At 64.2% G+C, this 25,403-nt stretch carries 23 protein-coding genes; 11 read left to right on the top strand and 12 right to left on the bottom strand.

What is annotated here, in order from left to right:
- Window positions 1-62 precede the first annotated feature (62 nt).
- The 7 genes from ACQPXM_RS11330 (at window position 63) to ACQPXM_RS11300 (ending at window position 7,114) form a co-directional block, all read left to right on the top strand.
- Window positions 63-605, top strand: coding sequence for an RICIN domain-containing protein (locus ACQPXM_RS11330; RefSeq protein WP_432947593.1), 543 nt, complete (start codon window positions 63-65; stop codon window positions 603-605).
- A 1,013-nt stretch (window positions 606-1,618) separates the two neighbouring features.
- Window positions 1,619-2,248 carry an RNA polymerase sigma factor gene (locus ACQPXM_RS11325; protein ID WP_432947591.1) on the top strand — a complete coding sequence of 210 codons (630 nt, stop codon included), beginning with the start codon at window positions 1,619-1,621 and terminating at the stop codon, window positions 2,246-2,248.
- The gene (locus tag ACQPXM_RS11320) at window positions 2,245-3,039 is read left to right on the top strand and encodes a hypothetical protein (protein ID WP_432947589.1); all 795 of its coding nucleotides are present in this window, start codon (window positions 2,245-2,247) and stop codon (window positions 3,037-3,039) included. Before ACQPXM_RS11325 ends, ACQPXM_RS11320 begins: the two co-directional genes overlap by 4 nt.
- A 135-nt stretch (window positions 3,040-3,174) precedes the next feature.
- Complete coding sequence (locus ACQPXM_RS11315) at window positions 3,175-4,371, top strand: hypothetical protein (protein ID WP_432947587.1); 1,197 nt, start codon at window positions 3,175-3,177, stop codon at window positions 4,369-4,371.
- A 437-nt stretch (window positions 4,372-4,808) separates the two neighbouring features.
- Window positions 4,809-5,537 (top strand): hypothetical protein, encoded by a 729-nt coding sequence (locus ACQPXM_RS11310; RefSeq protein WP_432947585.1) that lies wholly within the window; start codon window positions 4,809-4,811, stop codon window positions 5,535-5,537.
- Between the two features lie 465 nt (window positions 5,538-6,002).
- A complete protein-coding gene (locus tag ACQPXM_RS11305) occupies window positions 6,003-6,737 on the top strand; it encodes a hypothetical protein (RefSeq protein ID WP_432947583.1) in 735 nt (244 codons plus the stop codon).
- 23 nt (window positions 6,738-6,760) lie between these two features.
- The gene (locus tag ACQPXM_RS11300; protein ID WP_432947581.1) at window positions 6,761-7,114 is read left to right on the top strand and encodes a hypothetical protein; all 354 of its coding nucleotides are present in this window, start codon (window positions 6,761-6,763) and stop codon (window positions 7,112-7,114) included.
- A 364-nt stretch (window positions 7,115-7,478) separates the two neighbouring features.
- On the opposite strand, the gene ACQPXM_RS11295 is transcribed toward ACQPXM_RS11300, so the two are convergent.
- Window positions 7,479-7,811, bottom strand: coding sequence for a nuclear transport factor 2 family protein (locus ACQPXM_RS11295; RefSeq protein ID WP_432947579.1), 333 nt, complete (start codon window positions 7,809-7,811; stop codon window positions 7,479-7,481).
- 267 nt (window positions 7,812-8,078) lie between these two features.
- Between ACQPXM_RS11295 and ACQPXM_RS11290 the strand changes: the two genes are divergently transcribed.
- Window positions 8,079-8,792: a DUF4232 domain-containing protein gene (locus ACQPXM_RS11290; RefSeq protein WP_432947577.1), complete on the top strand. Its 714-nt coding sequence runs from the start codon at window positions 8,079-8,081 to the stop codon at window positions 8,790-8,792.
- A gap of 221 nt (window positions 8,793-9,013) precedes the next feature.
- Window positions 9,014-9,226: a hypothetical protein gene (locus tag ACQPXM_RS11285; RefSeq protein WP_432947575.1), complete on the top strand. Its 213-nt coding sequence runs from the start codon at window positions 9,014-9,016 to the stop codon at window positions 9,224-9,226.
- A 386-nt stretch (window positions 9,227-9,612) separates the two neighbouring features.
- On the opposite strand, the gene ACQPXM_RS11280 is transcribed toward ACQPXM_RS11285, so the two are convergent.
- Window positions 9,613-10,965: an FAD-dependent oxidoreductase gene (locus ACQPXM_RS11280; protein ID WP_432947573.1), complete on the bottom strand. Its 1,353-nt coding sequence runs from the start codon at window positions 10,963-10,965 to the stop codon at window positions 9,613-9,615.
- A 798-nt stretch (window positions 10,966-11,763) separates the two neighbouring features.
- Window positions 11,764-12,369, bottom strand: coding sequence for an integrase core domain-containing protein (locus ACQPXM_RS11275; RefSeq protein ID WP_432947571.1), 606 nt, complete (start codon window positions 12,367-12,369; stop codon window positions 11,764-11,766).
- 89 nt (window positions 12,370-12,458) lie between these two features.
- On the opposite strand from ACQPXM_RS11275, the gene ACQPXM_RS11270 reads away from it, so the two are divergent.
- Window positions 12,459-13,010 (top strand): RICIN domain-containing protein, encoded by a 552-nt coding sequence (locus tag ACQPXM_RS11270; RefSeq protein ID WP_432947569.1) that lies wholly within the window; start codon window positions 12,459-12,461, stop codon window positions 13,008-13,010.
- Window positions 13,011-13,955: 945 nt separating this feature from the next.
- Here the strand turns inward: ACQPXM_RS11270 and ACQPXM_RS11265 are convergent.
- The 8 genes from ACQPXM_RS11265 to ACQPXM_RS11230 all read right to left on the bottom strand — a co-directional run bounded on the left by ACQPXM_RS11265 (window position 13,956) and on the right by ACQPXM_RS11230 (window position 21,807).
- The gene (locus tag ACQPXM_RS11265) at window positions 13,956-14,423 is read right to left on the bottom strand and encodes a hypothetical protein (protein WP_432947567.1); all 468 of its coding nucleotides are present in this window, start codon (window positions 14,421-14,423) and stop codon (window positions 13,956-13,958) included.
- 774 nt (window positions 14,424-15,197) lie between these two features.
- Complete coding sequence (locus ACQPXM_RS11260; protein WP_432947565.1) at window positions 15,198-16,649, bottom strand: UbiD family decarboxylase; 1,452 nt, start codon at window positions 16,647-16,649, stop codon at window positions 15,198-15,200.
- A 70-nt stretch (window positions 16,650-16,719) separates the two neighbouring features.
- Window positions 16,720-17,514 carry an ABC transporter ATP-binding protein gene (locus ACQPXM_RS11255; protein ID WP_432950994.1) on the bottom strand — a complete coding sequence of 265 codons (795 nt, stop codon included), beginning with the start codon at window positions 17,512-17,514 and terminating at the stop codon, window positions 16,720-16,722.
- A gap of 38 nt (window positions 17,515-17,552) precedes the next feature.
- Entirely contained in the window at window positions 17,553-18,344 is a 792-nt protein-coding gene (locus ACQPXM_RS11250) for an ABC transporter permease (RefSeq protein WP_432947563.1), read from the bottom strand.
- Window positions 18,341-19,081 carry an ABC transporter permease gene (locus ACQPXM_RS11245; RefSeq protein ID WP_432947561.1) on the bottom strand — a complete coding sequence of 247 codons (741 nt, stop codon included), beginning with the start codon at window positions 19,079-19,081 and terminating at the stop codon, window positions 18,341-18,343. Before ACQPXM_RS11245 ends, ACQPXM_RS11250 begins: the two co-directional genes overlap by 4 nt.
- Before the next feature lie 25 nt (window positions 19,082-19,106).
- The gene (locus tag ACQPXM_RS11240; RefSeq protein WP_432947559.1) at window positions 19,107-20,096 is read right to left on the bottom strand and encodes an ABC transporter substrate-binding protein; all 990 of its coding nucleotides are present in this window, start codon (window positions 20,094-20,096) and stop codon (window positions 19,107-19,109) included.
- A gap of 11 nt (window positions 20,097-20,107) precedes the next feature.
- Window positions 20,108-20,773, bottom strand: coding sequence for a UbiX family flavin prenyltransferase (locus tag ACQPXM_RS11235; RefSeq protein WP_432947557.1), 666 nt, complete (start codon window positions 20,771-20,773; stop codon window positions 20,108-20,110).
- Between the two features lie 506 nt (window positions 20,774-21,279).
- Entirely contained in the window at window positions 21,280-21,807 is a 528-nt protein-coding gene (locus ACQPXM_RS11230) for a hypothetical protein (RefSeq protein WP_432947555.1), read from the bottom strand.
- Between the two features lie 1,750 nt (window positions 21,808-23,557).
- On the opposite strand from ACQPXM_RS11230, the gene ACQPXM_RS11225 reads away from it, so the two are divergent.
- Window positions 23,558-24,385 carry an AfsR/SARP family transcriptional regulator gene (locus tag ACQPXM_RS11225; protein WP_432947553.1) on the top strand — a complete coding sequence of 276 codons (828 nt, stop codon included), beginning with the start codon at window positions 23,558-23,560 and terminating at the stop codon, window positions 24,383-24,385.
- A gap of 512 nt (window positions 24,386-24,897) precedes the next feature.
- Here the strand turns inward: ACQPXM_RS11225 and ACQPXM_RS11220 are convergent.
- On the bottom strand, window positions 24,898-25,401 hold the full coding sequence (locus ACQPXM_RS11220) for a nucleoside deaminase (protein WP_432947551.1): 504 nt from the start codon (window positions 25,399-25,401) through the stop codon (window positions 24,898-24,900).
- Window positions 25,402-25,403 lie beyond the last annotated feature (2 nt).

Genomic DNA, 25,403 nt, shown 5'->3' with positions numbered 1-25,403 from the left:
CCCGTCGCGTATAGCCATCCAGGCAACCTGCCTTAGGGAAAAGGAAAGAAGGAGGGCACACGATGCGGCTTCGTCCACGATTGTTGAGCATCGCGATTCTTGCGACTGTCAGCGTGGTCAGTGTGGTGACGGGTCCGGCACAGGCGTCCGGGCCGACGCGATACATCTTCACGCCGGGCCACAATCCGCTCAGTTCCTTGAAGCACTTGGCCGCCACATCCCCGAGCACGCAGAGCTCCCACGCAGACGCCTGGGATGTGAAGGTGGCTGGGGTCGACCAAAACGGTGTTCCTCTGTACCGCATCTCTCACACAAGCGTTCTCGGGGTGAAGTGCCTGGACCTGGAGGCCAGTAACCTCAATGCGGGCACCAGATTGACGTCAGCGGTCTGTCGCGAGTTCTCCCCGTCATCAACGCAGAACTGGCGACTCGTTCCGACACAAGTAGATGGCAAGGCGACAGTGAAGCTGCGCAACAGCAGCAGCGGACTGGTGGCCGGTGTCCGTGACGCGTCGGTTGCGAACGGCGCCGTGGTGGAACTGCAAGTCGACAACGATCAGAAGCACCAGAAGTTCTATCAGTCGACCGTATGGCTGGGTGACTGAGTCGCGGCCTCGTGGGGGTCTCCATGAGGCCGCGACATGCCGCGCCGGACATGAGCAGACGTGCCCTTTTCGGGCCTGATCATTGGTCGAGACGCGGAATCGACGTTGGTCGCCGTGGCTTCTGAGTCCGTGGCAACGGGCCGATGAAGATCGAGGTCGCCGCCGATTCGGGCAGCCACCGAGCGACGCCGTGTGGCGCGACTCGGTGGCTGTCGGCCTCTCATCACACTCGAACCGCTCGCCCACGACGGGGACCAACACCATCGGCGTGCGGAACATGTCTGACCGACGCCATCGTCAGGTTCCTGTGAGGCGACCGCTACGCAGGATCGTCGGGCTGTCTGACGCAAGATCGTTGCCTATCGACTGCCGGTGCCGACCGGCGGCGGGCCATCCAGGGAGCCAGGGCAACAAGGGGTGAACCTCGAATGCTCAGGCAGTCACCGCATCCGTGTCTGCGGGGACGGCGGGGTTCGATCCTCGTCGGACCACCAGGTCCATCTCGGACTGAATCGGAGATGGCATTTCGCAAGCCCGGCGCACGTGTTTCTCGGCATCCTGACACGAGGGCCAGGGGCTCCAGTAGGCCAACGCGGTTCCGCGCAGCGTGCCTGCGTCGATCGGTATACGCCCGGACTTTCGGACAGCAGAACGCTGTACTACGTGTCGGTCGGCCATGGGTGGACGCATTGCGTTCACCCATGATGTTCGAGAGAAGGCCGTGGGTCCGGCCGCCGAACGGTTGGCGTGGTCGCCTCGAAGATGCACTCACTGCCGCTCGCCCCGCGTGACGCCGCGCGACGGAGGCTGCAATCGCCGGCGTCGCCTCAACCAGCCCAGTTGCTGGCACCGCAGATCGAGTCGATCGCGATACGCGTCGGTCAAACGGGGCAGACGTGAACCGATCGAGGCCCGACCCTGTGGACGGATTAGCCCCCTGATCCCCCGCTAGGTCGATTCTTGTCGGCCAGCTCACAGGGAACTCCTCCCCGCTTGGTTGGCAGGAAGAGTGTATGGATCCAGGTTTCCGTGCAAGTGTGCGTTCCGGTGATGAAGATGCGTTCCGTGAGCTCTTTCAGCTGCACAACCGGGCGGTCTACAACTTTTGCTTTCGGGCCACCGGCGACTGGTCGGCGGCGGAGGACTGTATGTCTTTGGTGTTCCTGGAAGCCTGGCGACTGAAAGCGAAAGTCGACGGCGAAGGCGGCAGCTTGCTGCCGTGGCTGCTAGGTATCGCCACGTTTGTCTTGCGTCGACGGCACCGTGTCGCGCGGCGGCACCAGCTGCTCATGGAGCGCATGCCTGCGCCTGCGGTCGTCCCTGACTTCACCGATGAGGCGCTCGGCCGAATCGAGGATCAGGAGCGGATCGAGGCGATCCGGCGAGTGCTGGACACGTTGCCGCGGGCTGACCGCGAGGTGTTGTGGCTGTGTGTCTGGGCCGGATTGGGGTACGCCGCCGCGGCCGAGGCGCTCGGAGTGCCGGTGGGCACAGTGCGCTCCCGACTGTCTCGGGCGCGCCGGCGGCTGGACAAGCTGGCGCGGGCAGATCTGCAGGCAATTAGGGAACCGCCGTCCTTGGACTGGCAGATATCCGATGACCGCACCGAGGCGGTCCCTTCGACCGAAAGGACATCGCGATGACACAGCGCGAGGACGGCGACCTGCGAATCCTGCGTCACGTGTTGCGCGTCCCCGCTGAGCGAGACCTTCCGGCGGAACGTCGACGCCAGCGAGAGGAGCACCTGATGAACAGCCTGTACCGCCATACTGCGGGATCGGGCCGCCGCAAGCGGCGGATATCTCACTGGCCGATCCCCGTCGGCCTCGCAGCGACAGCGGCCATCGCGGCGACCGCACTGCTCGGCGGGACGTCAATCACCGCCGATCGGCCGGACGCATCGACAGCCGGCAGGCCCCAGGGCCGAACCGACACGCCGAGCAGGGCCTCTGAACCGCGTCTGCGAGTCGTCGCGGCGTCCTACACGTTGCAGAGCTCCACCGATGGCGTCGTCACGCTGCAGATCACCGATCCGGCCGGCAAGCTTGACCTCCCTCGTCTTCAAGAGGACCTGGACAAGGCCGGAGTCCCCAATCGAGTGCTCGTGGGCGACCCTGCTTGCCAGCACAAGCCAGAGCACACACCAACGGCCTCGCCGACCCCCAGCATCGGGGGCATCGCCTCTCCTAGCGCGACTGAATCCGCGCATTCAGGTGTCAACGACCGCGTGCTCGTAGATGGCACGCCCTTCGACATCTCCACGGACGACGGCAAACCGATTCTGGTTCTGCGACCCGCTGAGATTCCCCCTGGCGAGGAGATCATGGTCGGCTTTCCACACGCGGCTACCGACCCGGCGCTCGCGTTGAGCACGATCATCGGCGGCCTCATCGATGCCGATGCGCCCCACTGCCTTCCGGCGCCGCCGAAGTAGACCGCGCGGTCGGCACATCTCCTCCGCACAGCGCAGCACGGGTGAGCGACCACTTCACCGCGCCGTCAACTCATGATCATCATCAATCGAATCTAGGAGTCTGCCTTGTCCGACATGCATTCCCCGAGGCGGTGCTTGAACCGTGTCGTTCTCCTCGGCATGACCGGTGCTCTTTCCGCCGCGAGCGGTCTCGCGGCGGCCGGCACCGCACAAGCCGGTGAGGCTCCGCCCGTCTGGACGTCGGTTCCGGTCCCCGGTGCCGCCCAAGTCCTGGGCGCCGTTGCCGTTGGCCCGGAGGGCGGCTGGGCCGTCGGCTGGGATCAGAACGACCCGGACAGCGACTACTTCGGTCCCGCAGCCTACAGATACCAAAACGGAGCCTGGCTGCCGGGCAAACGAGGCCTTCCCATCAACACACGCCTGGACGGCGTCGACGTTACCTCGGCCGGCGCTATCGCAGTCGGCGAGGAGATGCGGTACCTGAAGGACGGCGAGCCGGCGTACTACCACTTGGCCGCGCGGTGGGATGACAAGTCGTGGGTCAAGGAGCGTGTCCCGCAGTCCAACCCGACCGAGTACTACAGCCGGCTCGTCGATGTCGATGCCCTCCCGTCCGGCGAGGCCTGGGCGGTCGGGACATCGGACGCCTACGACAACGACGCTGATCGCCGTGGCGTGTTGATGCATCGAACAACAGCCGGCCGGTGGGAACAGATCACTGATCCGCTGATCACCGCAGCCGGCGACCCCGACGGCGTCCTGGCCCTCTCACCGCAGGATATCTGGATCACGGGACGCCGCTGGGGGAGCACAGATGCACCTTCCGTACTCCACTATGACGGGCATCAGTGGACGAAAGCAGCACTCCCATCTCTCCCCGAAGGCACCAACGACATCTCCGACATCATCGGCACCGCGAATGATCTGTGGGCCGTCGGCGCAACGACCTCCGCAGGCGCGCAACGTCCCCTGGCCCTGCATTTCGACGGAGTCAACTGGACCGTTGTTCCGACTCCAGTCAGCGAAGCTGTCCTTCGCAGCCTCGCCACGATCTGCGGAAGAGTGTTCGCAGCCGGCTACACAACCGGCGGCTCCCCGCGCTTCTACGCCCTGGAACTCACCCCGTCCGGAGGCAGTCCCGTGCCGACACCGGCCCAGTCCGCGACGGGCCTGCTCGCCAGCATCACCAGCGACCCAACCGGCCGGCTATGGACAGTCGGAGGGCAGGATCAGTCCCACAAACCCGGCGCAAACCTTCCCTACGCAGCACACAGCCAGCCACTGTGCACTCCGTCCCCTCCGACTACACAGACCGCTGCGTTCGTCCGTTGAAGGAAACGCCGACTACACGCCGTCAGGTCCGCATGCGGCCCAGACGTGGAACGTCGGCTCAGTTGGCCGGGCGTTGGGACCGCGGTGCCGGGTCGTCGTACCCGCAGTAGGCCGTTCTTCTTGACCCCCGCCACTGCGGCTGCACCCATGGCTGGGAGCTTCCGGATGACCGTCGTACCAGCGGGCATCATGCGCTTCGACCCCGGCACGCTCGCCATTAGCGCGACCGTGGCCAACGCGGCGTCGTACTCGTCCTGAACGGGAGGTAAAGCCCACAACTCAGATCATCCGCGACGATCCAAGTGGATGGTCGCCTGCGTAAAGACTCGGGACGCAGAGGCAGCCGAGACTCGGCTCCGAACTGGCGGAGATCGGAGTTGCCGGTGCAGGTCTCCGGTCGGTTCATATGACGCCCCTCCGTGTGTGAAAGGACTTCCGTGCCCCTCGCGATTCGGACCCGTCGGGGTTCACTCGAAACTCGAACAGACATCTACGTCTCGCCGGAGAATCGCAAAGCCACGGTGATCGGCATGGTGCACGTCGCCGACGCCGCCTTCTACCGCGAGGTGGATCGGATCGTCACCGCACTGCACGAACAGGGAGCGACGGTCCAGTACGAGAGCCTGCGGCCACCCGTTCCGGAGGATCGGATGACCAGCAACGAACGCGAGCTCGTACGGCGTTTCCAGTCGAACAACACCAGGTCGTTCTTAGCAGCGATGCTCGGATTGGACCTCCAGCACCAGAATGCACTGCGTATCCAGCCCTGGTGGGTGAACGCGGACATCTCATTGCTCGAATTCCTGCGCGCTCTGCCGGACCCCGAGCGGTTCGTCACAAGGTTGGAGTCGGCCAGGATCGGCTTGAACGACCCTCAAGAGCAGCGTCAACTGCGTACCACCGCACGGTTTCTGATCAGGCATCTCCCACTGTTCACGATCGCCTTGAGACCACTCGAGTGGATACGTCGCAATCGACGTGCTGAGCGCCGCGTCATTCTCGACCTTCGCAACCGCAGCGCCGCCTCCGCCATCTTGGCCGCAGGTGGGGACGTCGTGGCGATGTGGGGAGCAAATCACCTCCCTGGCATCGGAGCCATCCTGCATGACCAGGGATGGAGGCGCGTAGACACGCAATGGAATGTGGCGGTCGGCCAGGCGGGGTGACTGTTGCAAGGCGGGCCCAACTGCTGACACCGGGCGGTAAGGACCGTTCCCGCGTGAACCGGTGGTCTCGTCTCGGACGTATTGACCTGTAGCCGGCACGATGGCGGTTCCCCCCGTTGATCCGTCGCGAACTGCTGGCGACGTCGCCATGGCCGCCGTACTGGACCCGGCGGTCATGGCGACATCTCCCGAAGCAGACCTCTGCGTCGCATCAGCTCGCGCACTGCTCAGTGCTAGTCGACGAGCTTGCATTGGGAGTCCGCGACCACGCGGCCGAATCGCCCACAATACGCAGCCGCAGCGCCCGCCGGTTCTTGGATCGCGAGTGATATTCAGCGTGCTTTCGATGGCCAACAAAGGTCTCACGACTCCCATCAAAGAGACCGAGCCAGCGTCCGGGCATCGCGAATGCGGCTGTGGCCCCCCGCCCGTTGGGCCACAAACTTCGACAAGAGAGGCAATGACATGCGCTTCAGTAACTTGGTGATCCGCGCCAGCGTCTCCTTGCTGACCATCTGCGGAACGGTGCTGATGGCAGCCTGTGGCGAGTCCACCGAGAGTGCGTCCACGGCCGGAAGCAAGACTGTTGGGACTGTCACAGCTTCTCCGTCCCGGCCAGGGGCGGACAGCACGACCACAGCTCCCACGGAAGGCGCAGCGAGCCCCCAGAGCGCCTCGGAGTCTCCGCAATCAGCCATTGTTCAGGGTGGCAGCGGAGCCGCGATCGTCCCCGCCGGCCTGCGGATGACACACGCGGGCGAGCAGGACGGCGAGGCGCTCGTACTCGGCTTCACACCCGAGCTATCTGCAAGCGAGACGGTCAAGAATTACCGGGAGCAGCTGCAACGTGCCGGCTGGAAGATCGATGGACTGCAGGCCGCGCGCGGGAGCATCCGCCTCTCGTTCGCTGCCGAAGACCCACTTTTCATTGTGTCGACGAAGCAGATCCGCATTCCGGATCTCACCTTCAAGCGTATGTTGCCCGTCTCAGCCGAAGATGGTTCTCTGACACTTCATTTCGATCACGGAGGCAGCCCCGAGGCGGCGATGAAAGCCTACAAAACCAAGCTGACCAAGCTCGGGTACCGGGTGACCGAGGTCGGTGACTCCTACGAGGCAGTCAAGGCAGGGACGGTCATGCAGTTCACGACGGCTGTGGGCCCCGGAACGCTGGAGCTGCAAATCGAGCGGTTGAGCTGAATCAAGTACCGCACCGCCGGTTGGTGATTGGGGAACATTTCCTACGATCAGTTCGATCCGGGTGCCATTGGGGCGACGTCGCGTACGTCGCCGCCAATGAGGAGGACTCAGCCGACGACCGCTGCGTCGCCGCCGGCGGCACCAAGCAGTCCCACGGCAAACTGAACGCCGTGCTGCGCGAAGCCGTGCTGCACGGCGAGCCGCTGAACGGGAAGTACGCGGCATGTGCGACGGCTTCAGTTTCGTACGTCAAACCCACACGTCACTTGCGGCGAGTATGTCCAACGCAGGCGGAGCTAGTGCTCTGGAAGCGATTCGGTGACCAGGCGGACCAGGACTCGTCATGCTGGGCAGCTCAGGCGTCGGAATCCCAGTGACGCCGACCGCCCACGGCAGGCAAGTGTCGTCGGACCCTGCACCGCCCGACTCACATTCCCGCTGGCACTCCGAACTGATTTCGGTGCCATGGGTCCGATCGCGACAGCTGGCCCGTTGTCACCGCGCTACACGCTCGAAGCCTCGGACGGCTCCAGGCCTCCGGATCGATCAGGCTGCGGTCTGCGCGTGATCGAGCCCTGTCCTTGACTGCATCCGCTCATAAAGCGCGGCCCATTCCAAAAAGATTCTGTGCCAAGCCCGCAGCCGTGGATTCTCGACGGGGTAGACGGTTGTGCAGAATCAGTTGCCTCCGCGCGGGTAGAACTCGGTTGCCCGAAAGTTGGGCCGGGGCGCGTCGTGCGGTCACTTGTTTGGTGTGAGTGTGTATTGAGCGGTCTGCGCCTGGATGAGTCCGTCGCGGAAGACGAAGGTGTCCACGCCGTGCTGTGCATGGTTGCCTCCGGCCCTCGCTTCCCACTCGAGAAACAGCAGGTGGCCCGCGAAGATCGTCGTCCGCAGACCCCAGCTCGCGCCCGGAAGGTCGGCGAAGAATTCTCTGAACGCCGTGCGAACTCCCGCCGGGAAGTACGCCCCGCAGGACCGCAACCTGGACCTGAAGGGGTCGCCGAAGCTACCCGCGGATACCTGGACACTCTCTCTGATGCCTGGTTGACGGGTGGATGTTTCACGAGCCATATCGAGGCCGACGGCGATGCGTCCTCGTCATTGGGTGTGGGAGGGAGGATGTCCGGCTCCGTCCACAGCCGCGAAGATACCCACTGATTCGAGGTCCATACGATCGGCGGTGGCCGATCGGTTTCGGTCTGACCGGTGCGCTATGTCTCGTCTTCGGGCGGGAACTACCTGGTCCTGCATGGAGTCAATAGGGCGACCGAATCACCGGGTGCCTTCAATTGCCCGTCCGAGGGCCCTGAAGAAGCTCAAATTGAGAGAGGTGCCTCGATGCGTTTGACCACCCCAGTCCTGCATACGGTCGCTGTGTCTGCAGCGCTCGGTGCCACGTTGGTCATGAGTGCCTGTGGTAGCGGAGATGCCGGACAGCCCGCCGGATCCGACCGTGCAGGCGCCGCAACGTCGTCCGACGTTTCCACGAAGACCGCGCCGTCCGAACCGTCAGTAACCGGGACGGCGAATGCAACCCCAGGCCGAGCCAGGCCCTCGACGTCCGATCAAGAGCAACGGCATCAGCCCGATCCGCCGGCCTGCTCACCGGACAACTCCGCTGTCGATGTCGTCGTCCCGCCGACGTCCGACGAGGTATACATCGCGGAAGTGACTCTGACGGCCACGTCCACAGAGGGCTGCAGCATCCATGGGTTCCCGAAGGTCGACTTGTATTCCAAGGACGGCAAGCTGCTCAACCCGCAGCAACACCACGAGGACGAGAACGCTCCGCTGCTGCACGTCGATCAGAACAAGACGGCCACCGCTACGCTCGAGTACGGCGGCGGCTTCATCAGCGAGGGTGGCACCCAGCCGGGTGTGACCTGCGGCCCGGAGGCAGTCCGTGCAACAGTCACCGCGACCGGTGTCGGCAACAGCACCAAGCCATGGCAGACCACGATCCTCCTGCGCGGCGCCAGCCGCTCTGACACCAAGCCCGGCGGCGTGATCGTCTGCGACCCCGACTCGACAGTCAGCTCCTGGACCGATTAGATCCAGCACCAATCACTCGCACAGCCTCCCCTCAGGACGGCAGCGCCGCACTGGCGGGAGCACTGCAGGAGTGGCGGCGATCACCGAACCGACGCTCCCGCCTACCCTGCTCATCGCGGGTGACCTCACGGAAGTTCGCGGAGCTCGTAGGCCCGAGCCATCAGCGGCCCCAACTTCTCACGCAGCTCCAGATTTCACGGCCAAATCCTGGAGGATATACCGTGCTGTGCCCCGTCAAGCCCGGGCTCACCCAGCCCGCAGACATCACGGCGCGCGATGGGACTCAGCCACTTCGCTCTCGGGGTCGCAAGCAACTCGTCGACGACATCGCAGCCAACCTGAACGAGCTAGCCATAGAGCTACTCGGCGAGGACCTCATCGAACTCGGCTACCGACTTGGCTACTACACCCTCGCGGTCGAAGACCCCGGCTGAATCATGATCGAGATCGTCTGCCACGATCTCCACTACTTCGGGGCCGCGCCCTGACGATCGGCTGGACATACTCGCGTCGCAGGGTGGGGCGCTCACGGCCTGAACTGGGCGGCAAATACGAGGACATCCCGCACTCCAACCGGCCAGCCCAACGCCAGTTTCCAAGGGGAAACGTGTCTACGCCAGAATGACCCGTGGGAACGCCGAGCCCTTCCAAGTTGGGCCGGGGAGCACGCGACAATTCCCCGGGCGACCTGAGTCGGGCCGCCAGCCGTGGCCGCGCCATCGAGCAGCGGACCGCCCATCCAGCCGGGTAAGCGGTTCGCGGGTGCCCGGCGAATTGCCAGGCGAACTGGTCGGCGGCGTGCCCGTTGATCGCGAACGGCTTAGCGGCCAGGTACTGGCAGGCCTTCGGCATGCGCCGGATGGTGTCGACGGGGGCGCAGGACTCGGGGCATGAGCCGCGGCGCGAAGAGAGCCTGGGGGTCGTCGATCATGTTCAAGACACGTAGGAAAGCGGCGTTTACCGTGGCGTCGTCGGAGACGGCCGACATTGCGCGGTCGAGGTATCTGTTGACGAGTCTGTCGATCGGGGTCTGGCTCGCGCCGACGGTTGTTGGATAGCGCAAGTCTGAGCCAGTGGACAGCATCCAAGGGCCCTTCGCCCGGGCAGCGATCGCGCGCTGTGCTCCTTGCAGCGCACGGAACAGGTCAGTCGACGATCGGCAGTCGGCGAGGATGCCGGCCAGCACATCGACTTCCTTCGCCGCGACCGTCATCCCCTGCCCGTACGCCGGGTTGAACGCGCACAGGCTGTCTCCGATCGCGAGAAGCCGTCCGGGCATGGCGAGCTTCTCGTAGTGGCGCCAGCGATTCGCCGTACGTCGGTAGCCCCAGATCGGCGAGACAGGCTCCGCGATGGCGAGGACATCAGCCAGCACGGGACTGCGCAGGCTCACGGCGAACTCACGGAACCCCTCGTCATCGGTCGGCGGGTAGTCCCCGCCGGCGCCAATCAGCGTCAGCACCCATCGGTTTCCCTCGATCGGGAACATGATGCCGCCCCGCGGATGGTCCGGCGGCGCGTTCTGGATGTAAACGGCCTTCCAGCGGGCGCTGAAGCCGGCCGGGATCTCGAGGAGCCGAGTCGCGTAGCCGAGGAGGGAGTCGATGGTGGTCTCCTCGGGAGCCAAGAAGCCGAGTTCCACGAGCCACTCGGGCAGCTTCGAGCCGCGCCCAGCTGCGTCGACGACCAGATCGGCGCAAAGGTCGGCTGTCGTACCCGTGCGCCGGCCGCGCAGGGTCAACCCTGACACGTCGCCCGTCACCCCGAGCCGAAGCGCGGTGACCTCGTGGTCGGTGTAGAAGTTGATGTTGGCCGACTTCTCGACGTGACTCCGCACCGTCCATTCGAGCAATACCCGGGTGGCCGAGAGGAGGCGCTGCGTCGCCGGGAACGGCTGCGTCCAGCGACCGGCAGGCGTCAGCCAGGCCATGTCGGTCGGCAGACCGACCGGCACCGCGCCCGCCGCGAGGAGGTCGCTCCCGACACCGGGGAGGAGTCGCTCGACGACCTCCATCCCACCGGCCCAGAAGGCGTGCAAGTGGCGCGCCTGCGGCACACCCTTGCGGACGCCTGGGCCGTCGGGCAACCGGTCCCGTTCGATGACCGTGACCTGGTCAAAGTGCTCGCTGAGCACACGCGCTGCCAGCAATCCGGCCATACTCCCGCCGATCACCGCGGCACGCCTTGGTCGGTCTCTATCCACTTGATTTCCCTTCGCCCGGTTCGGCACCACGCTCAGCGTGACCTGGGCCAGCGCCGGCTCCAGCGAGACGGCGGTGAAGACGTTCGCAGGGCTCGGTGCGGACCGCCGTTGTCGCCGACGCCGGCGACGAGCCCGGTGTTGCGGCCGGTATGGGATACGCAAACTGCCGAGCTACCGGATCACAGGCTCATGATCTGCACTCAGCGCAGATGCGTCTCCACGCTGCCGCACGTGTGGCCGGGTTCCGAGGCAGTGGACCGAGTCAATGCGTACTCCCCCGTCGTCTCCGCTCGCACCGGCCGAGCGTTCCCCCCACGCGGTGCGTGCTCAACTGGGGCTCCGGCGATCAGCGACCGTGACTGTTCATCACATCGCAACGGCCACCGACGTCACCAATACGCGAAGCTACTACCTCGCGCATCGACACTGTCCTCTCCAAGACCAAGAAGAACGCCAGCGCCACGACCGCCACAACATCGCCCGAGCCGTCATCTCCGGCATCACGCAACTCGCTGTCGACACAGCGCCGCCTCCGTCGTCCCAGTTTGCGAGTCGACCGCATCCACCCCCCGGACAAGGACAGCTCCCTCGAGCACTGCGCCCAGAGGATGTCCAACTCCGTCGCAAACCACTGCAATCCGACGAACGACCGTTAGAGCCGATCCTCCCGACCTCACCACGTTCGTGCTCGGCACCGTGGTAGGCATCGCCGAAATCCTCGCCGTCCAGTGGCCACAGATCGACCTCGAAGCCGCCACCGTCGACACATCAAAGGCCGAATATCCTCCGCGAACCCACCAAGTCGGCTGCGGGAAACCGCCCACTCGGCCGACCCAACAGGCGAGTCGCGACTCCCCCGCAGCCGTGCGAGCCACCAACGCCCGCCGCTCCCTTCGTACGGCGCTTTCGCCCGCCGGCAGCACGGCCCGCCGCGACCTTGGTGGACCGACCTGAGAGGTTGGGAACGCGGGTACCGGGTGACTGGCCGCGCGGGTGATTGTAGGTGTGGAGCCAGATGGTGAGAGTGGCGCGGCGTTCGGTCTCGGATGGCAGGAGCGGGCATAGGGCCCACTCTTCGAGCAGGGTGCGGTTGAATCGTTCGACTTCGCCGTTGGTGTGTAGCCGGTTGGGGGCGGGCCCATCTGTGGGTATGACTCCGAAGTCGGCCAGTGCCTGGGCCCATAGTCGGGACTTGTCGCAGCTGCCGCACTGAAACGGACGCCGCCGATGGGTCCGGACACCAACGTAACGCGATGCAGTCCGGGCCAGGCAAGTCGGCGTCAACGGCGGGGGCAAAGCCCGGGGCAACGCGACCGCCGCGAATCGAGGGATTGGATGGGGGATATCCCTATCCCAGATGCTCAAGCCGGACATTACCGTACGACGCACACGACCGCTCCGGCTGGCGGAGTTCTTGCCCGGCCGATCACAACAGCGGGTATCTAGGTTTAAGGACGGCAACCATGTTTCATTCTCGCGCAAGGCTTTTCGCTGTTCTCGGCACCGGAGCAATTGCCGCCGCGCTCGCACCAGCCTCCGCCTCGGCTGTGGCCTCGGATACGTACTACCAGGGCCAGTTGCGGACAGACGGGACGAACCGCGTGTGGACGGCAACCGGGGGCGTTGGCGGCAAGGTCGTCTACGCCGTCGCCAACGGCTCCACCGCGCAGCAATGGAGCGAGGTCCAGGCAGCCGGCAGGCCGGCGGGCGACGTGAACTACGTCAACCGTGCGTCCGGACTGTGCCTGGATATCGACAAGAGCGGTACCCACGGCGGCCTGACTACCGGCGTCGAGGTCATCCAGCAAACGTGCAACGGCAGCGTCAGTCAGGTTTGGGAGAAGGAGTACCATGCACTTCTCGGAGCCGACGCCGTCCAGAACCAGTTCAGCTTCTACTTCCTCAGCGTCAAAGATGCCAGCGAGAGCAACAACGCCACGCTGATCCAGGATGGAATGTACGGACCGTGGGGCGGTGGCTTCCACCAGTACTGGAAGTTCCTTCCGGTCTCCTAGTATCGAGCCGCCGCTTGTTCGTAGGCTGCGGTCATGAGCCGCGTCACGAGGCGTCGATACACCTCCTGACGGCAATCGTGGGCGCTCGCCTGGGTGACGGGCCCGAGATCTCCCGAGCAGACCCGTTCTGCTTGCCTGCCTCACTGTCGTGGGCAAGCAGAACCGGTCGAGGGCGCAAGAAGGACCAGGCCATGCCACGCGGCCATCGGTACCCCATTTTCCCGTGACACGGGGCCACCCGGTCCAGTTGACCTCCCGTTCGTTGCCACGATTCCCTATCGGCCCATCCGATCCGACCAGCAGGGTGGGTCCGCTCTCCTCTCGCATTGGACGGCATGCACGACATTCCCTCGTGACGAAAGACCGTCCTCTACGGAGGCGCAAGCGACTCAGCGCCTTCGACCATGCGGAGTCTGCACCGAGGCTATGCCGGATCCATGTCCAGTTGCGGCCCGCAACATCTCCAAGCGCGCAACACACGAGATCGGCTCAAACGGAGGCGGAGACCGACGGCCTGAAACGCGCGCCAATGGCAACCATCACCCGCATGGATCTACATCCTCCCCAGCGATCGTCGAGCGACGCCGCTCCACTGGAGGACCGACCGGGTCAAATGGACTCAAGGCGTGTCGGCGGTGGCACAACACCGCCGGATGGACTGGCGGCTACGCCTCCTTGAAGACCGGCTTGCCATCGGGCTCTTCAACGCTTCGTGACCTTGGTGAGTGCGCCGGCCGGGAACCTGGCCTCAATCGGGACTGCTGCCCACATCTGTTTGGCACGTGACAGTTCCCGAGCTGCCGAACGGTTCGTTGAGCATCACCTGGAGCGTTGAGCGCTCCGGCGTTGACGAGGATACTTGTCAGGTGTCCGACGGCGGTATCCGCAAGCTCCGTATGAACGAGTGAACCCACTCACCGGCGGTCGATGTGTGGGCCGGTTGAACTACTCGCTGACGACGTGATCGCAGCCGCCCGGGATGTGGTTTGGAAACGCGAAATACTTGGCCTCGACGTCATTCGAGCCGCGCGTCAAAGTGTCAGTGTAACTCTGGTCGTACTGAGTGTCGCAGTAGACTACGTCGACGTCGGACGAGTTGGTGACCGTGTCGATGGTGTCGTTGCCTTCGGAGCCGTAGATATGATCCCGGAACTGGGGTTCATCGGATCCTCCCGGTCCACTCGTGAGAGTGTCGTCACCAGTTCCACCGACGAGGTTGGAGTACCCGCCGTCAGCAGTGAGGGTGTCGTTTCCGGCCGATCCCGACAGTGTCACGGCAATCGGCCGGAAGGTCGACCCGCTGACCATCCCGAATCCTGTCGATGTCAACTCGTCGTCTCCACCGTTGCCCACCACCGAGACACCGAACACCTTGTCGGTATCGGAACTGCCGACGTTCTTCGGACATGTCACCGTTGTAGAATTCGTCAGCACGCACGGGGAGCTGGTCGATAGCCCAACCGCTGCCGGATCGTGGAACACGATGCTTGTCGCCCCAATCTCGACACTGACCTGATTGGCGTGGTCTCCGCCGGAATAGGCAATCCCCCGGCCTGGGTACTGGGTAACCAAGGTGACCGTGTCCGAATTGAGCGACGCTGGTCCGGCAGCGGACGATCCGGCGGGGTGCAACCAGTTAACAGCAACCACAGCGGATAGGACGATGGAGCCAACTCGCCGTGAGCTACCCGATTGGCGTCCGATGTGTCTGAGCACTTATTTCCTCACATTCATGGCTTTCCAGCGTTCGATGGACTGGGCGTGTCGCACGCAGGAAGCCTGGCGGTCGCGCGCGGTGCTCACAACGACCACAAACCGCTGTGCTCCTGGCCTTAGTGGCCTGGTGCAACTCAGTGAGCACTCAGGCGCGATCAGCGAGCCTCATTTCAAGTCGGCAGCGCTCAACGCCGGATGATTCGACGCGGCATCCTGTCGAGCCTGGCGGTGGGCGTTGACGTAGAAATCGTCTCCCCGCTGATTCCGGGCGACGCGTTACGTCATCCACCCAACCGCTCGACCGGCGGCCAGAGCCAGATTGGTCAGTGCAAACCGCTGAGAAGGGGTGCGATGTGCGCTTGATCCAGATTTCAGTCCGCCGTCCCGATCGCCACGAGATTCATTGCCCACCCCCTGGACTGCCGATTCCTGAGAATGCGACGGCGCGGAACAGAACGCGAGTCGCGGTCATCAGCGGCGGTCGAAGAGATCGACCTTGGGGATCGGCGCAGGAATATTCAGCGAAGCCCATCGCGCCGCCACCTTCTCGTACATGGGCTTCGTGAGAAGTGTGCGGGAGAAATGGTCTCCGTGCTCAAAGTCCCTCGTGGCGTCGATAAAGGCGCGGGAACCCACGACCCGCGTACTACCCGGATCCATCGCGGGATCGAGGGTATTGTTCCAGGTCCGGTTCTGGATGAGAATGCGCTCACTCGGCGGGCAGCGCGTCGCCATCGCCCACACCACCTGCTCCAGGTCCGTTGGATCCACATCGTCGTCCACGACGACGATCCATTTAGTGAAGTGAGCGCCGGCCGGAACATTCCCGGCAAGCTGAAGCACCTGCTGCGAGTGCCCCGGAAATTGCTGCCGCAGCGACACGATCGTCATGGCCCACCCACACGCCGCCGTGGGCGGGCAGTACACCCCGGTGACACCTCTGACACCCAGCGAGTCGAGTTGCTGCCAGATCCGTGCCGCACGCAGAGCCGCCTCGGTGGTCTGCTCCTCATTCGACGGTGGGAATCCAAGCAGGGCGTTCGTCATCACAGGATCGGATCGGTGCCATACAGCTTCGACAGTGACGACCGGGTACAGCTCGGTTTTGTCGCGGTAGTGAGCGGTGAACTCCCCGAAGGGGCCCTCCTCCTTGAAATGATTCGGGCGGATGTGACCTTCGATCACGAACTCGGCAGCCGCAGGAAACACGAGCCCGCTGGATGGCGACCTGACGACCTGCACCGGCTCGCCTATCAGGCCACCGAGGTAGTCGTACTCAGAGATGTGCGCGGGCACGTTCGAACCGCCCACCGCAACCAGGAGAGGGTGCACCCCCCAGGCGGCGGCGATCGGATGAGGCTCGCCGCGCTCCCAGGACGCCGTCATGTTGGCCCAAGTATCCGTACCCGGCGAGATCATGATGCTGGCCTCGCGGGGACCCAGCAGCATCATGCGATGGGTTCCGACGTTGACGAGTCCGTCGCTGTTGGCGCTGAAAACCACGTCATGCGTTCCGGCGTAGCGTCCACCGTCCTTGGACCAGTGCCGTGGAAAAGGTAACGCCATGAGATTCACGGCGTCCGCATCAATCCTGTTCTGAAGGACCGGGGCCTCGGCGATCGGTACCTCGACGGGAGGGATCAGCCTGCCGAACATGCTCTTCAGCTCGTGAACGATCTCGAGTCGTGTCAGCGCAGGATCCAGGTCGAACATCAGCGCCAGCCTGCGCCAACTGCCGCCAATCGGATTCCACAGATGGGACATGCCCAGATCGTTTCTCATCTCGGTATGTGGTGACTCAGGATTTGTGAAGACGATTGCGGGCAGCCCCTCCGTCCGCGCGATCAGGTACGTCAGGGCGCCCATCTCCTCGTCGGGATCGACCGGTTCGCTGATCGTGACGACCTCGCCGAGCTCCCGCATCTGTTGCAGCCAGCTCCGGAGATCGAGGCGACTCTGTACCATGTTGTGCCAATCCTTTCCGAGGTCGAACCTAGATGTCATCCATGGTGGTTTCGCGCAGGATTCCGTTCATGTGAAGCAGATCGGTGATGTGCGCGACACTCTCGCGAAACTGCCGATCGTCGGCGTCGATCAAACGGCGCGGCCGGGCCAGTCCGATCGGCACTACATCCAGAATCCGGGCCGGTCTCTGCGACAGGACCACGACGCGGTCGGCGAGGAACACCGCCTCCGGGATGCTGTGTGTCACGAAAACGACCGTCTTGCGGTCTCTGTGCCACAGCGCCTGCAGATCGACGGTCATCTGCTCGCGGGTTAGTGAGTCGAGTGAACCGAAGGGCTCATCCATGAGGAGGAGGGGCGGATCATGAACCAGCGCCCGGCAGAGCGCTACGCGCTGTCGCATGCCGCCCGACAACTGCGACGGGTAGGCCTTCTCGAATCCAGCCAGACCCGCGGCCTCCATCAGGGACAAGGCCCTCGCCTGCGCGGGGACGCGATCCAGACCACGGACCTCGGCCTGGATCAGGATATTGCGCAACGCTGTGCGCCAGTCGAGGAGGGCGGAGTCCTGGAAGACTATTCCAACGTCGGTGTATGGCTGCGTGACAGTGGTATCTCCGATGACGATCGAGCCGCCGGTCGGCTTGATGAGACCCGCAATAGCGAGAAGCAAGGTTGTCTTGCCGCATCCGCTGGGGCCGAGGATCGCCACGAACTCGCCTGATGGGATGCGCAGGCTGAAATCCTCGAGCGTGGCCGTCGCAGCCCCGCTCGCGTCTGTGTACCTATGAGTGAGACCGTCGACCGTGATGCCCACCTCCATCATTCGGTCGGCAGGCCAGGCACGTCTGGTTCGACGCATCATCGCTCCTTCGTATGACGAGGTCCGAGCGCAGCGGTGGCGAGGGCCGTGACGAGTGTGGCCAGCACGTAGCAGCTCACGCCGACCAAGGCAATTGCGCAGAGGGCTGCAAACGCAAGTGGTGTCTGATGGTTGCCGCTCGCGATCAACAGCAGGTTGCCCAGACCTTGGGCTGACCCGACGAACTCGGCCACCACGGCTCCGGCCACGGCAAGGGAGGCTGTCGTGTGGATGCCCGCTGCGATGTGAGGAGCTGCCGCCGGCAGCGCCATATGCCAGAGGTACCGCCGACGAGAGAGGCCCATAGAGCCGGCGAGATGACGCATGGCCGCCGTCGTACTTCCGACGCCCACGATGGTCGACATGGTGATGGGAAAGAACACCACGAGCATGGCTAGCACGACTTTGGGACCTATTCCGAAGCCGAGCATCACGATGAGCAGCGGTGCGAGTGCGATCTTTGGGACGCTCTGAAAGGCGACGAGCGGCCCCAGCATGATTCGGCGAGCGACCCGAGACTCGGCGATGAGAACGCCCAGTGGCAAGCCGACGGCGATGCTGAGAGCAAGACCCAAAGCCGCGGCTTTCCCCGTTGCGTAGGTGTTGGTGAGCAGCGCTTCGCGATGCTCCGCCGCGGCCGCGAAGACGGCCGCTGGCGCCGGAAGTATGTAGCGCGGGACAAGCTCAGCCCGCGCTACTCCCGACCAGCCGAGCACAACAGCGGCGCTGATCAGAACAGTCGTGGCACCAGGCATCACGGCGCCCGAGATCGGTCGCGGGATGTTTGTCATCTGCGCCCTTCCATCGCCGCGAGGCCAGGAATGCAGCGCGGAAGGAGATCGACGATCGCCACCAGGAGCAATGCGATGCTCACCAGTACGACGATGCTCGCGTAGAACAGACCACCGTCCAGATTTCGTGACGCTTGTAGGATCTGGTACCCGATACCGTCGTCACTGCCGATGTACTCTCCGACGACGGCAGCTCCTGTTCCGAAGGTAATCGCGACCTTGAAACCGCCGAGGAGGGACGGCAGCGCCACCCAGAGCCGTACCTTGGCCAGCGTGGTCGCGGAGCCTGCACCCATGCTGGCCATCAAGTGCCGCTGATCGGTGGTGAACCGATCCATCCCGACTAATGTCGCGACGAGTAATGGGAAGAACGCGGTGAGGGCAGCGAGAATCGCCTTCGGCAGCGGGGAGAATCCCAGCCATAGGATCAGCATTGGAGCGAAAGCATCTTTCGGGATCGCTTGGAAAGCCACTAGAGAAGGAAAGACGGCCCGCCGCACCCGCGGCAGGCACACGAAAAATCCCGCCCACACGAGGACCCCGGCCGTGGCCAGTGCAAGACCGAGCAGAACCTCTCCGACTGTCGTCCTCGCGTTGTGCCAGAACAGGTTTGGATGCGCGATGACTGCTCCGACGACCTGCTCGGGCGGTGGCAAGATGTAGGTGGGCGGGTGGAGAGTAGACACCGCCAATTGCCAGGTCGCGACCGCCACAAGGATCCCCAGCGGCTTGGACAAGCGCCGCATGCCGAACGCTCGGCTACTAGCTGACGAATTTGTCGACATAATAGTGCTCTGGCGCCTTGGCTTCGCGCAGCCCCATGTACCTCTGCATGGTCTGCAGGGTGTTGGCGACATCCTGCCGGTCGATGGACCCGACCGGCTTGCCTGCAGTGCGATCAGTGTGTAGGAGCGACGTCACGTCGGGCACGGCAGCCTTGGCCCGGTCGAGGTTCACACTCTGGGGGAACCTGTCAGCCAGCTTCTCGGCGGCTCCGTTGGGATCCTTCTTGCAGTAGTCGAATCCCCGCTGGATTGCCCTGACGACACGCTTCACGACGTCGGGCTTCTCGTCGATCACCTGCTGGTTCGCCACGATACCGTTGCTCATAGCAACGATACCCTTGTCTGCGTAGCGCAGTGTTGTGGACTCTCCAGGCTTCTGGCTCTCGACCAGCAGCGGTTCGCTGGTGTGGTATCCGACGACAGCGTCGACCCGACCAGTGAGCAGCGCGGGGACCTTCGCCGCCGGATCCATAGTGGTGACCTTCACGTCCTTGATGTTCAATCCGGACGCGCTCAAATAGGCATCGAGCAGCTGCAGGGGCGCCTCGCCACTGATCGCGCCTACGGTCTTGCCCACGAGGTCCTCAGGTGCGTTGATGCCCTTGCTCTTGAGACTGATGACGGCGCCGGGCGTCCGTTGGAAGCCGGCAGCGACCAGCTTGATGGGCGCACCGTCGTTGACCGACCTGATCAGCACGCTGGTGTCGACCCAGCCGAAGTCGTTGGAGCCATTGGCAACGAGGCTTGCGGTGCTGCTCGACCCTGCTCCCTCCAGGAACTGCATGTCGATGCCCTCGTCTCGGAAGTATCCGTTCGACAGCGCGGCGTAGAAACAGGCGTGGGTGATGTCCACGATCCAGTCGAGGCGGAACGTCACCTGCGTCAATCCGCTCGCCTCCGCGGCTGGCTTCTGTTCTTCACTACAGCCGGCCACCACGAGCAACAAGGCGAGCGTCGACAGAATCATTCGGTTGATCCTCATGAGCGTGCTCCGTTTTCCTCAGCAGGTGCATGGTGGATGTCCCTGGGATGGTCCTGGCCCCACCGACGTAAACCCGGGAGACGCAGCTCGAACAGGTCAAGCGCTCTGCCCACGGTATGAACGACGAGATCCTCGATGGTGCTGGGATTGGAGTAGAAGGCGGGGACCGGCGGCATGATGATTGCGCCGGCCTCCGCAGCCCGGGTCATGAGCCGCAAGTGGCCTGCGTGCAGCGGCGTTTCTCGGAGCAGCAGCACCAGTCTCCGGCGTTCCTTGAGCGTCACGTCGGCGGCCCGGACGACAAGGTTCTCGTCATAACTATTGGTGACGCCAGACAGCGTCTTTACGCTGCACGGGGCGATGATCATTCCATCGACCGGGAACGATCCGCTCGCTATCGCGGCACCTAGATCGTTGTCCCGGTATGAGTGGTCGGCCAGAGCTTCAACGTCATTGACGCTCAGCGACGTTTCGTCGTGGATTGTCCACTTGCCGCCCCTGCTGATGACCAGGTGAGTCTCAGCCAGCCCGTATCTATGAAGGAGTTCCAGAATCCTGATTCCGTACACAGCCCCCGACGCGCCGGTGATACCGACGACCAAGCGGGGCTTCCGTTCGGGCGCGATCGTGTCGCCTCCTTCGGTGGGCCAACCATCGAGCATGGCGCAACCTCCCTCGGTCCTCGGACAATCAGTACGCCGGTCGCGCAGTGATTGGTTCTCTCCCTCCAGTGGATGCTCCACGGGGCCTTGCCTCGCGCGAGGCGGGCGACTGCGCGGCTCCGGAGACGCCCGGACTACCCACCAGGTCCGGCTCCTCAGGGACGGCCTAGTTCATTGCCCATTTCGGCTGTCATCACTGCGTACGACGATCCGGGCAGCCTCTCCAGCCAGCCGCGCTCGACGAGGCACGTCATTCAAGACGAGCGGCTCCACCCGCGGAAGTATCAACCCAACCTCCACCAGTCGGCGGCGCGCACATCCAGGGCCTTGATTACTACGAGCAGATGCCCGCCTGGCGCCCGATTCGACCTCTGCGTTGTCAACGCCGACCGACTGGCCTAGGTGTGGTGTCCAGTGACGTTGATCAGTCGGGTGATAGTCGCCATGTGCAGCGCGCGGTTGAGGCGCCGGCCTCCACCTCTGTTGAGCCGGTGCCCGATCGTGTCTCAAAGGATGCGGGAATCGGGTTTGCTCCGGCCAGACAGGCGAAGGGCGGCCTCTGAACGCACCCTGCCATGGTGGGACCAGACGGTCAGGCAGATCGCGGCGGTTACGGGGCCGATGTCGATCTTGTCGAGCAGACCGGCCGCGCGAGTGGAGCGCACCTGGGTGTCCATCGTCTTCTGGTTGGTGGACAGTTCTTCGTCGAGAGCGATGATCCGCTTGGCCAGACCCATCGCCTCGGCGCGTGCGGTGGCGGCGGACAGCGGCTCGTTGCGGGTGCGCCAGTGGGAGATCGCGACGATCTGCTGGTTGCTCAACGGGTGGCGAGCGTCGATCTCGAGGTCGACGACTCGCACGAGCGCGGTCAGCGCGTTGACGGTGACGACGCGTTCGCCGCGCATGTGATCTCTGGCGGTCACCACACGCAGCGCGGCACGTTCGCCGTCGTCGTGGCGTAGGCGCCGCAGCTGGTGTTTGTCCAGTTGCAACGCGGCCTCCGGCGATCCAGCGGTGCATTTGATCACCCACAAGGCAGCAACGTCGCCGCCGGTGTGGCGGGCAGCCAGCCGATCGCGCGGGCCATGCCCACCATCGACGTGGGGAACTCGGCTGAATGAACCTGCTGCCCGGTAACGGTAACGATGGCCAGGAGGTGCTGGCGGGGGTGGGTGTGAGGGGCCACGATCTGAGACGGTCGGGAGATTGGGTCTTCCGTGGAGACATCGCTTACAAGGGGTAGGGCGATGGCATGAGCACGCCGGAAGTTCGACGAGGACTTCAAGCGGGAGCTGTTCCTGCACCCGGCTGGGCATCAACCAGTCGATTGGGCAGAGCGGCTTCACAGCCTCGAGCACTTCGCGACCCGGTCCGGTACCGCGCCCGCGTCGCGGCTGGATCGACGACTACAACCGCGACTGCAAACACTGTCCCGACGGCATGCGCCGCTCCCCGACTACGAGCCGCCTTGCACGAGCCGCACGATCGGACTGCAGCATGAGCCGGGCCGGCTCCCAGCACCACGAGGATCGCGCCTTCCCCGCCACGTCAACGCCAAGCCTCCGGGTGCTCTACGGCCAGCCTGGACAGTCATGTTCGTGGGAATATATTTGACGTCACAACTGGACGGCCAGTGGGAGCGGCTCCTTCGAGGATGGGTGCTGGACAACTACGGGGAGACGCCGAGCTACCCGACAGAAACGGCCGGCGCGTTCGGGACTCCAGGCCGTCGAAGGTAGAACCGGGTCGGTGTACTAGGAGCCGCTAGTCCACCATCCCGGCTGCAGCCGAAGTTGTTCACCTCGTGCTCTGAAGGCAAAAGGCCCGTAGATGTCGCTTCAACAGCTCTGTTGTTGCGTCCACACACTGGACCTAGTGCGCCCGGATCAGCCAGTCAGGTCATCAAGTTCCTGGTGGCAACGCTCTCGCACAGGTCATTCTCACTGCTGATTCGCCAAGACCCACGACACTGTGGTGCACCGAACCGTTGGCCCGACAGGACCACCCCGGGTTGAGCCCAGTAAAGCCCAGGTGCCTACCTCAGCGCGGCGACAGCGTCGTCGAGCACGTGCCACGCCGACCCGGCACCTCAGGATTGCCAATAGTTCTTGACGAAATGGACGCGCTTCGTTCGGACCGCCTTCAATCCGTTCCACAGCGGATTCTTGGTCAGGAACTCGACCTCTACCTGCCGCTATTTCAGGAAATGATGTCAGCGCCCGGCAATTCGAGCTCGGTCACGATGCCGCGGCACTATGAGTTCCGCTTTTACGTGATCGCGCGCTGGTTGCCGGGCAAGTACGGGGTCAGGGTGCGGCGGTCAGATGATGCGCTCGTTCAGCAGGGAGAACGGGGCGCGCGGTCGGGCGCACGTTCGAGCACGAGACCTTGCGGCACATAGTTCATTCTGCTGTACCAGCCGGCGCCGGAGGAGTGACCAGAGGTGGCCGATCGCGGTCGCCCTGCACATTTCTCAGCGGTCCACGGTCGGCCGCTTCATTGGACAGCTTCGCCCATCGTGTCCGGCGAATTCGAAGCGGTGTGTTGTCGGCTCAGCCGGGCCGATCCACCCACGGCCGACCAGGCGGTGGTGGAATCCCCGTGCCGGACCAGGGTTCTTCACCGACCAGAACCGCTTTCGCGAGGTGCGGCGTACAGGTACACGACGACCTTCACCGGCTCACCCATCACCGCAATCCCCACGCAGACCCGTCTCCCGAAGGAGCTAGGGATGTACGACAGCTCTTCCACCGTCGCCTCCGTCGCAACACAAAAGGCCAGGTCGTGTTGAGCCACCAGACGGATGCCCTGCGCCCGACCCAGGTGCGGATCGTCGGCACTCTTTCCGTGATCCGCGCGGACGAGCTCATCGCCGGCTCCGCGATTGGCAGCCGGAAGGCGCGAACGTTACTGGCCCTGCTCGCGGTCAACAGACGTCGGCACGTCCAAGCCGATCGGGCCATCGACGTGTTGTGGGGAGGCATGCCGCCCGTGAAGGCGCTCGAGGCAGTCGCGACGCTCGTGAGCCGCCTGCGGGGGGTTCTAGGACCGGACGTCATCGTTGGTCGGCGCCCTGCCTATCGGCTCGGCGACTCGATCCGTGTGGACCTGGAGGATGCCGCGTGGCTGGTGAACCGAGCCGAGTCCCATGCCGTACTGCGAACCACCCCGGCTGCTGCTCTGTCGTCGGCTCGCCGCGCGCTGAACATCCTCGATCCGTCCGACGTTCTTGCGGATGAGCCGACGGCGTTGTGGGTAGATCCTGCCCGTTCGACGCATCGCGACCTGCTACGCCGTGCGCGAATCGGTGTGGCTCGGGCCGCCCTGAAGACCGGAGACTTTAGACTGGCACAGGTGGTGACTGACGCTGCTCTAGAAGCCGATTGCCTTGACGAAGCCGCCTGCCGACTGCGAATGATGGCCTTTCACGCGACCGCGGAGCCCGCCAAGGCCCTGGCGACCTATGAGCGGCTCCGCGCGGCGTTGGCCGATGATCTGGGTGTCGACCCAGCCCAGGCGACGCGTGACGTCCATCTTTCCGTTCTGAGAGATTTCCAACCCGCCGACAAACACCACCCCGACGAGTGGCCGATCAGAACGTTGAGAGTCTGATCCGTCAGCGGCCGAGGCCAGGCGCCACTCTGGTTGACCGGCCCACACGCGGCCCCCGAGCTTGGTCTCACCAAGTCCGCGATGTCGCTCGCGATCACAGGAAGCCCGTGCGGCGTTGCCTCCACGCAGGTATAGCCACAGGTCTCCTCCCACAGAGAAGGCGGACGACCACCTCGGCCAGGCGGTCGAGCTTGCCAACGTTCGCATCCGACTCCAGCTTCAGCATCGGGTATCGGCTTCATCCGTCGTACGTCGTCCTCGGTCGTCGCCCAGCCCTGTAGGCCGACGAAGTCGATGTACGCAGGCTGTAAATTCATCTCATCAAGCCCTGGTACACGTTCGGATTGATCGTCGTCGACGAGATGTCGGCCGCTCGGAAGTAGTCCTCTGCCGCTCGACTGACGCAAATGGTGCCGGCCACTGCTTCAGCATTTGATCGCATGTCTGTTTTTGCTCTGAGAACCCCCGGCCGGCCGTCGGCTTGTTGAACACGGGAGGCCGCCAACCGGTTCTCAGTACTCCACGCGGTCTGCCTTGGCCAGCCACGCGTCGAACGGCACGGTCCGGTTCGGCAACTCGAGGCGTTCGATCTGCATCGGCCACAGCGACGTGGGCTTGTTCTCGAACAGGTCGTAGAACTTGCGGTCGTCGAACCCGGCGCCCGCGGCATCGTGCCGGTCGGCGGCGAAGATGATGCGGTCGACTCGGGCCCACAAGGCTGAGGAAAGACACATCGGGCACGGTTCACATGAGCTGACCAGAACGCAGCCCTCCAGCGAGAAGGTGTCCAGTTGCTGGCAAGAGGCGCGTAGCGCACTCACCTCGGCGTGCGCCGTTGGATCCAGGTTCGCAGTGACCTGGTTGTTGCCCAACGCCACGACCTTCTCGCCCTTGGCGACCAGGGCACCGAACGGACCGCCCCCGTTCGCCACGCTGGCGGTAGCCAGCCGGATCGCCTCGTTCAGCCAGAACCGCTCCAGCTCGTGGAGTCTCGTGTATTCGGTCTGCAGTGTCACGT

It is taken from the genome of Kribbella sp. CA-253562, assembly GCF_050942265.1.
Classification (GTDB): domain Bacteria; phylum Actinomycetota; class Actinomycetes; order Propionibacteriales; family Kribbellaceae; genus Kribbella.
The sequence above is the reverse complement of the archived record's forward strand: the minus strand, read 5'-3'. Positions and strand labels throughout refer to the sequence as shown.

What these genes read in the sequence shown, in the direction of transcription:
- ACQPXM_RS11240 (WP_432947559.1), bottom strand. Translation starts at nt 20,096, where the DNA reads ATGATTCTGTCGACGCTCGCCTTGTTGCTCGTGGTGGCCGGCTGTAGT.
- ACQPXM_RS11275 (WP_432947571.1), bottom strand. Translation starts at nt 12,369, where the DNA reads ATGTCCGGCTTGAGCATCTGGGATAGGGATATCCCCCATCCAATCCCT.
- ACQPXM_RS11330 (WP_432947593.1), top strand. Translation starts at nt 63, where the DNA reads ATGCGGCTTCGTCCACGATTGTTGAGCATCGCGATTCTTGCGACTGTC.
- ACQPXM_RS11270 (WP_432947569.1), top strand. Translation starts at nt 12,459, where the DNA reads ATGTTTCATTCTCGCGCAAGGCTTTTCGCTGTTCTCGGCACCGGAGCA.
- ACQPXM_RS11295 (WP_432947579.1), bottom strand. Translation starts at nt 7,811, where the DNA reads ATGGCTCGTGAAACATCCACCCGTCAACCAGGCATCAGAGAGAGTGTC.
- ACQPXM_RS11255 (WP_432950994.1), bottom strand. Translation starts at nt 17,514, where the DNA reads ATGGAGGTGGGCATCACGGTCGACGGTCTCACTCATAGGTACACAGAC.
- ACQPXM_RS11235 (WP_432947557.1), bottom strand. Translation starts at nt 20,773, where the DNA reads ATGCTCGATGGTTGGCCCACCGAAGGAGGCGACACGATCGCGCCCGAA.
- ACQPXM_RS11260 (WP_432947565.1), bottom strand. Translation starts at nt 16,649, where the DNA reads ATGCGGGAGCTCGGCGAGGTCGTCACGATCAGCGAACCGGTCGATCCC.
- ACQPXM_RS11250 (WP_432947563.1), bottom strand. Translation starts at nt 18,344, where the DNA reads ATGACAAACATCCCGCGACCGATCTCGGGCGCCGTGATGCCTGGTGCC.
- ACQPXM_RS11325 (WP_432947591.1), top strand. Translation starts at nt 1,619, where the DNA reads ATGGATCCAGGTTTCCGTGCAAGTGTGCGTTCCGGTGATGAAGATGCG.
- ACQPXM_RS11320 (WP_432947589.1), top strand. Translation starts at nt 2,245, where the DNA reads ATGACACAGCGCGAGGACGGCGACCTGCGAATCCTGCGTCACGTGTTG.
- ACQPXM_RS11290 (WP_432947577.1), top strand. Translation starts at nt 8,079, where the DNA reads ATGCGTTTGACCACCCCAGTCCTGCATACGGTCGCTGTGTCTGCAGCG.
- ACQPXM_RS11305 (WP_432947583.1), top strand. Translation starts at nt 6,003, where the DNA reads ATGCGCTTCAGTAACTTGGTGATCCGCGCCAGCGTCTCCTTGCTGACC.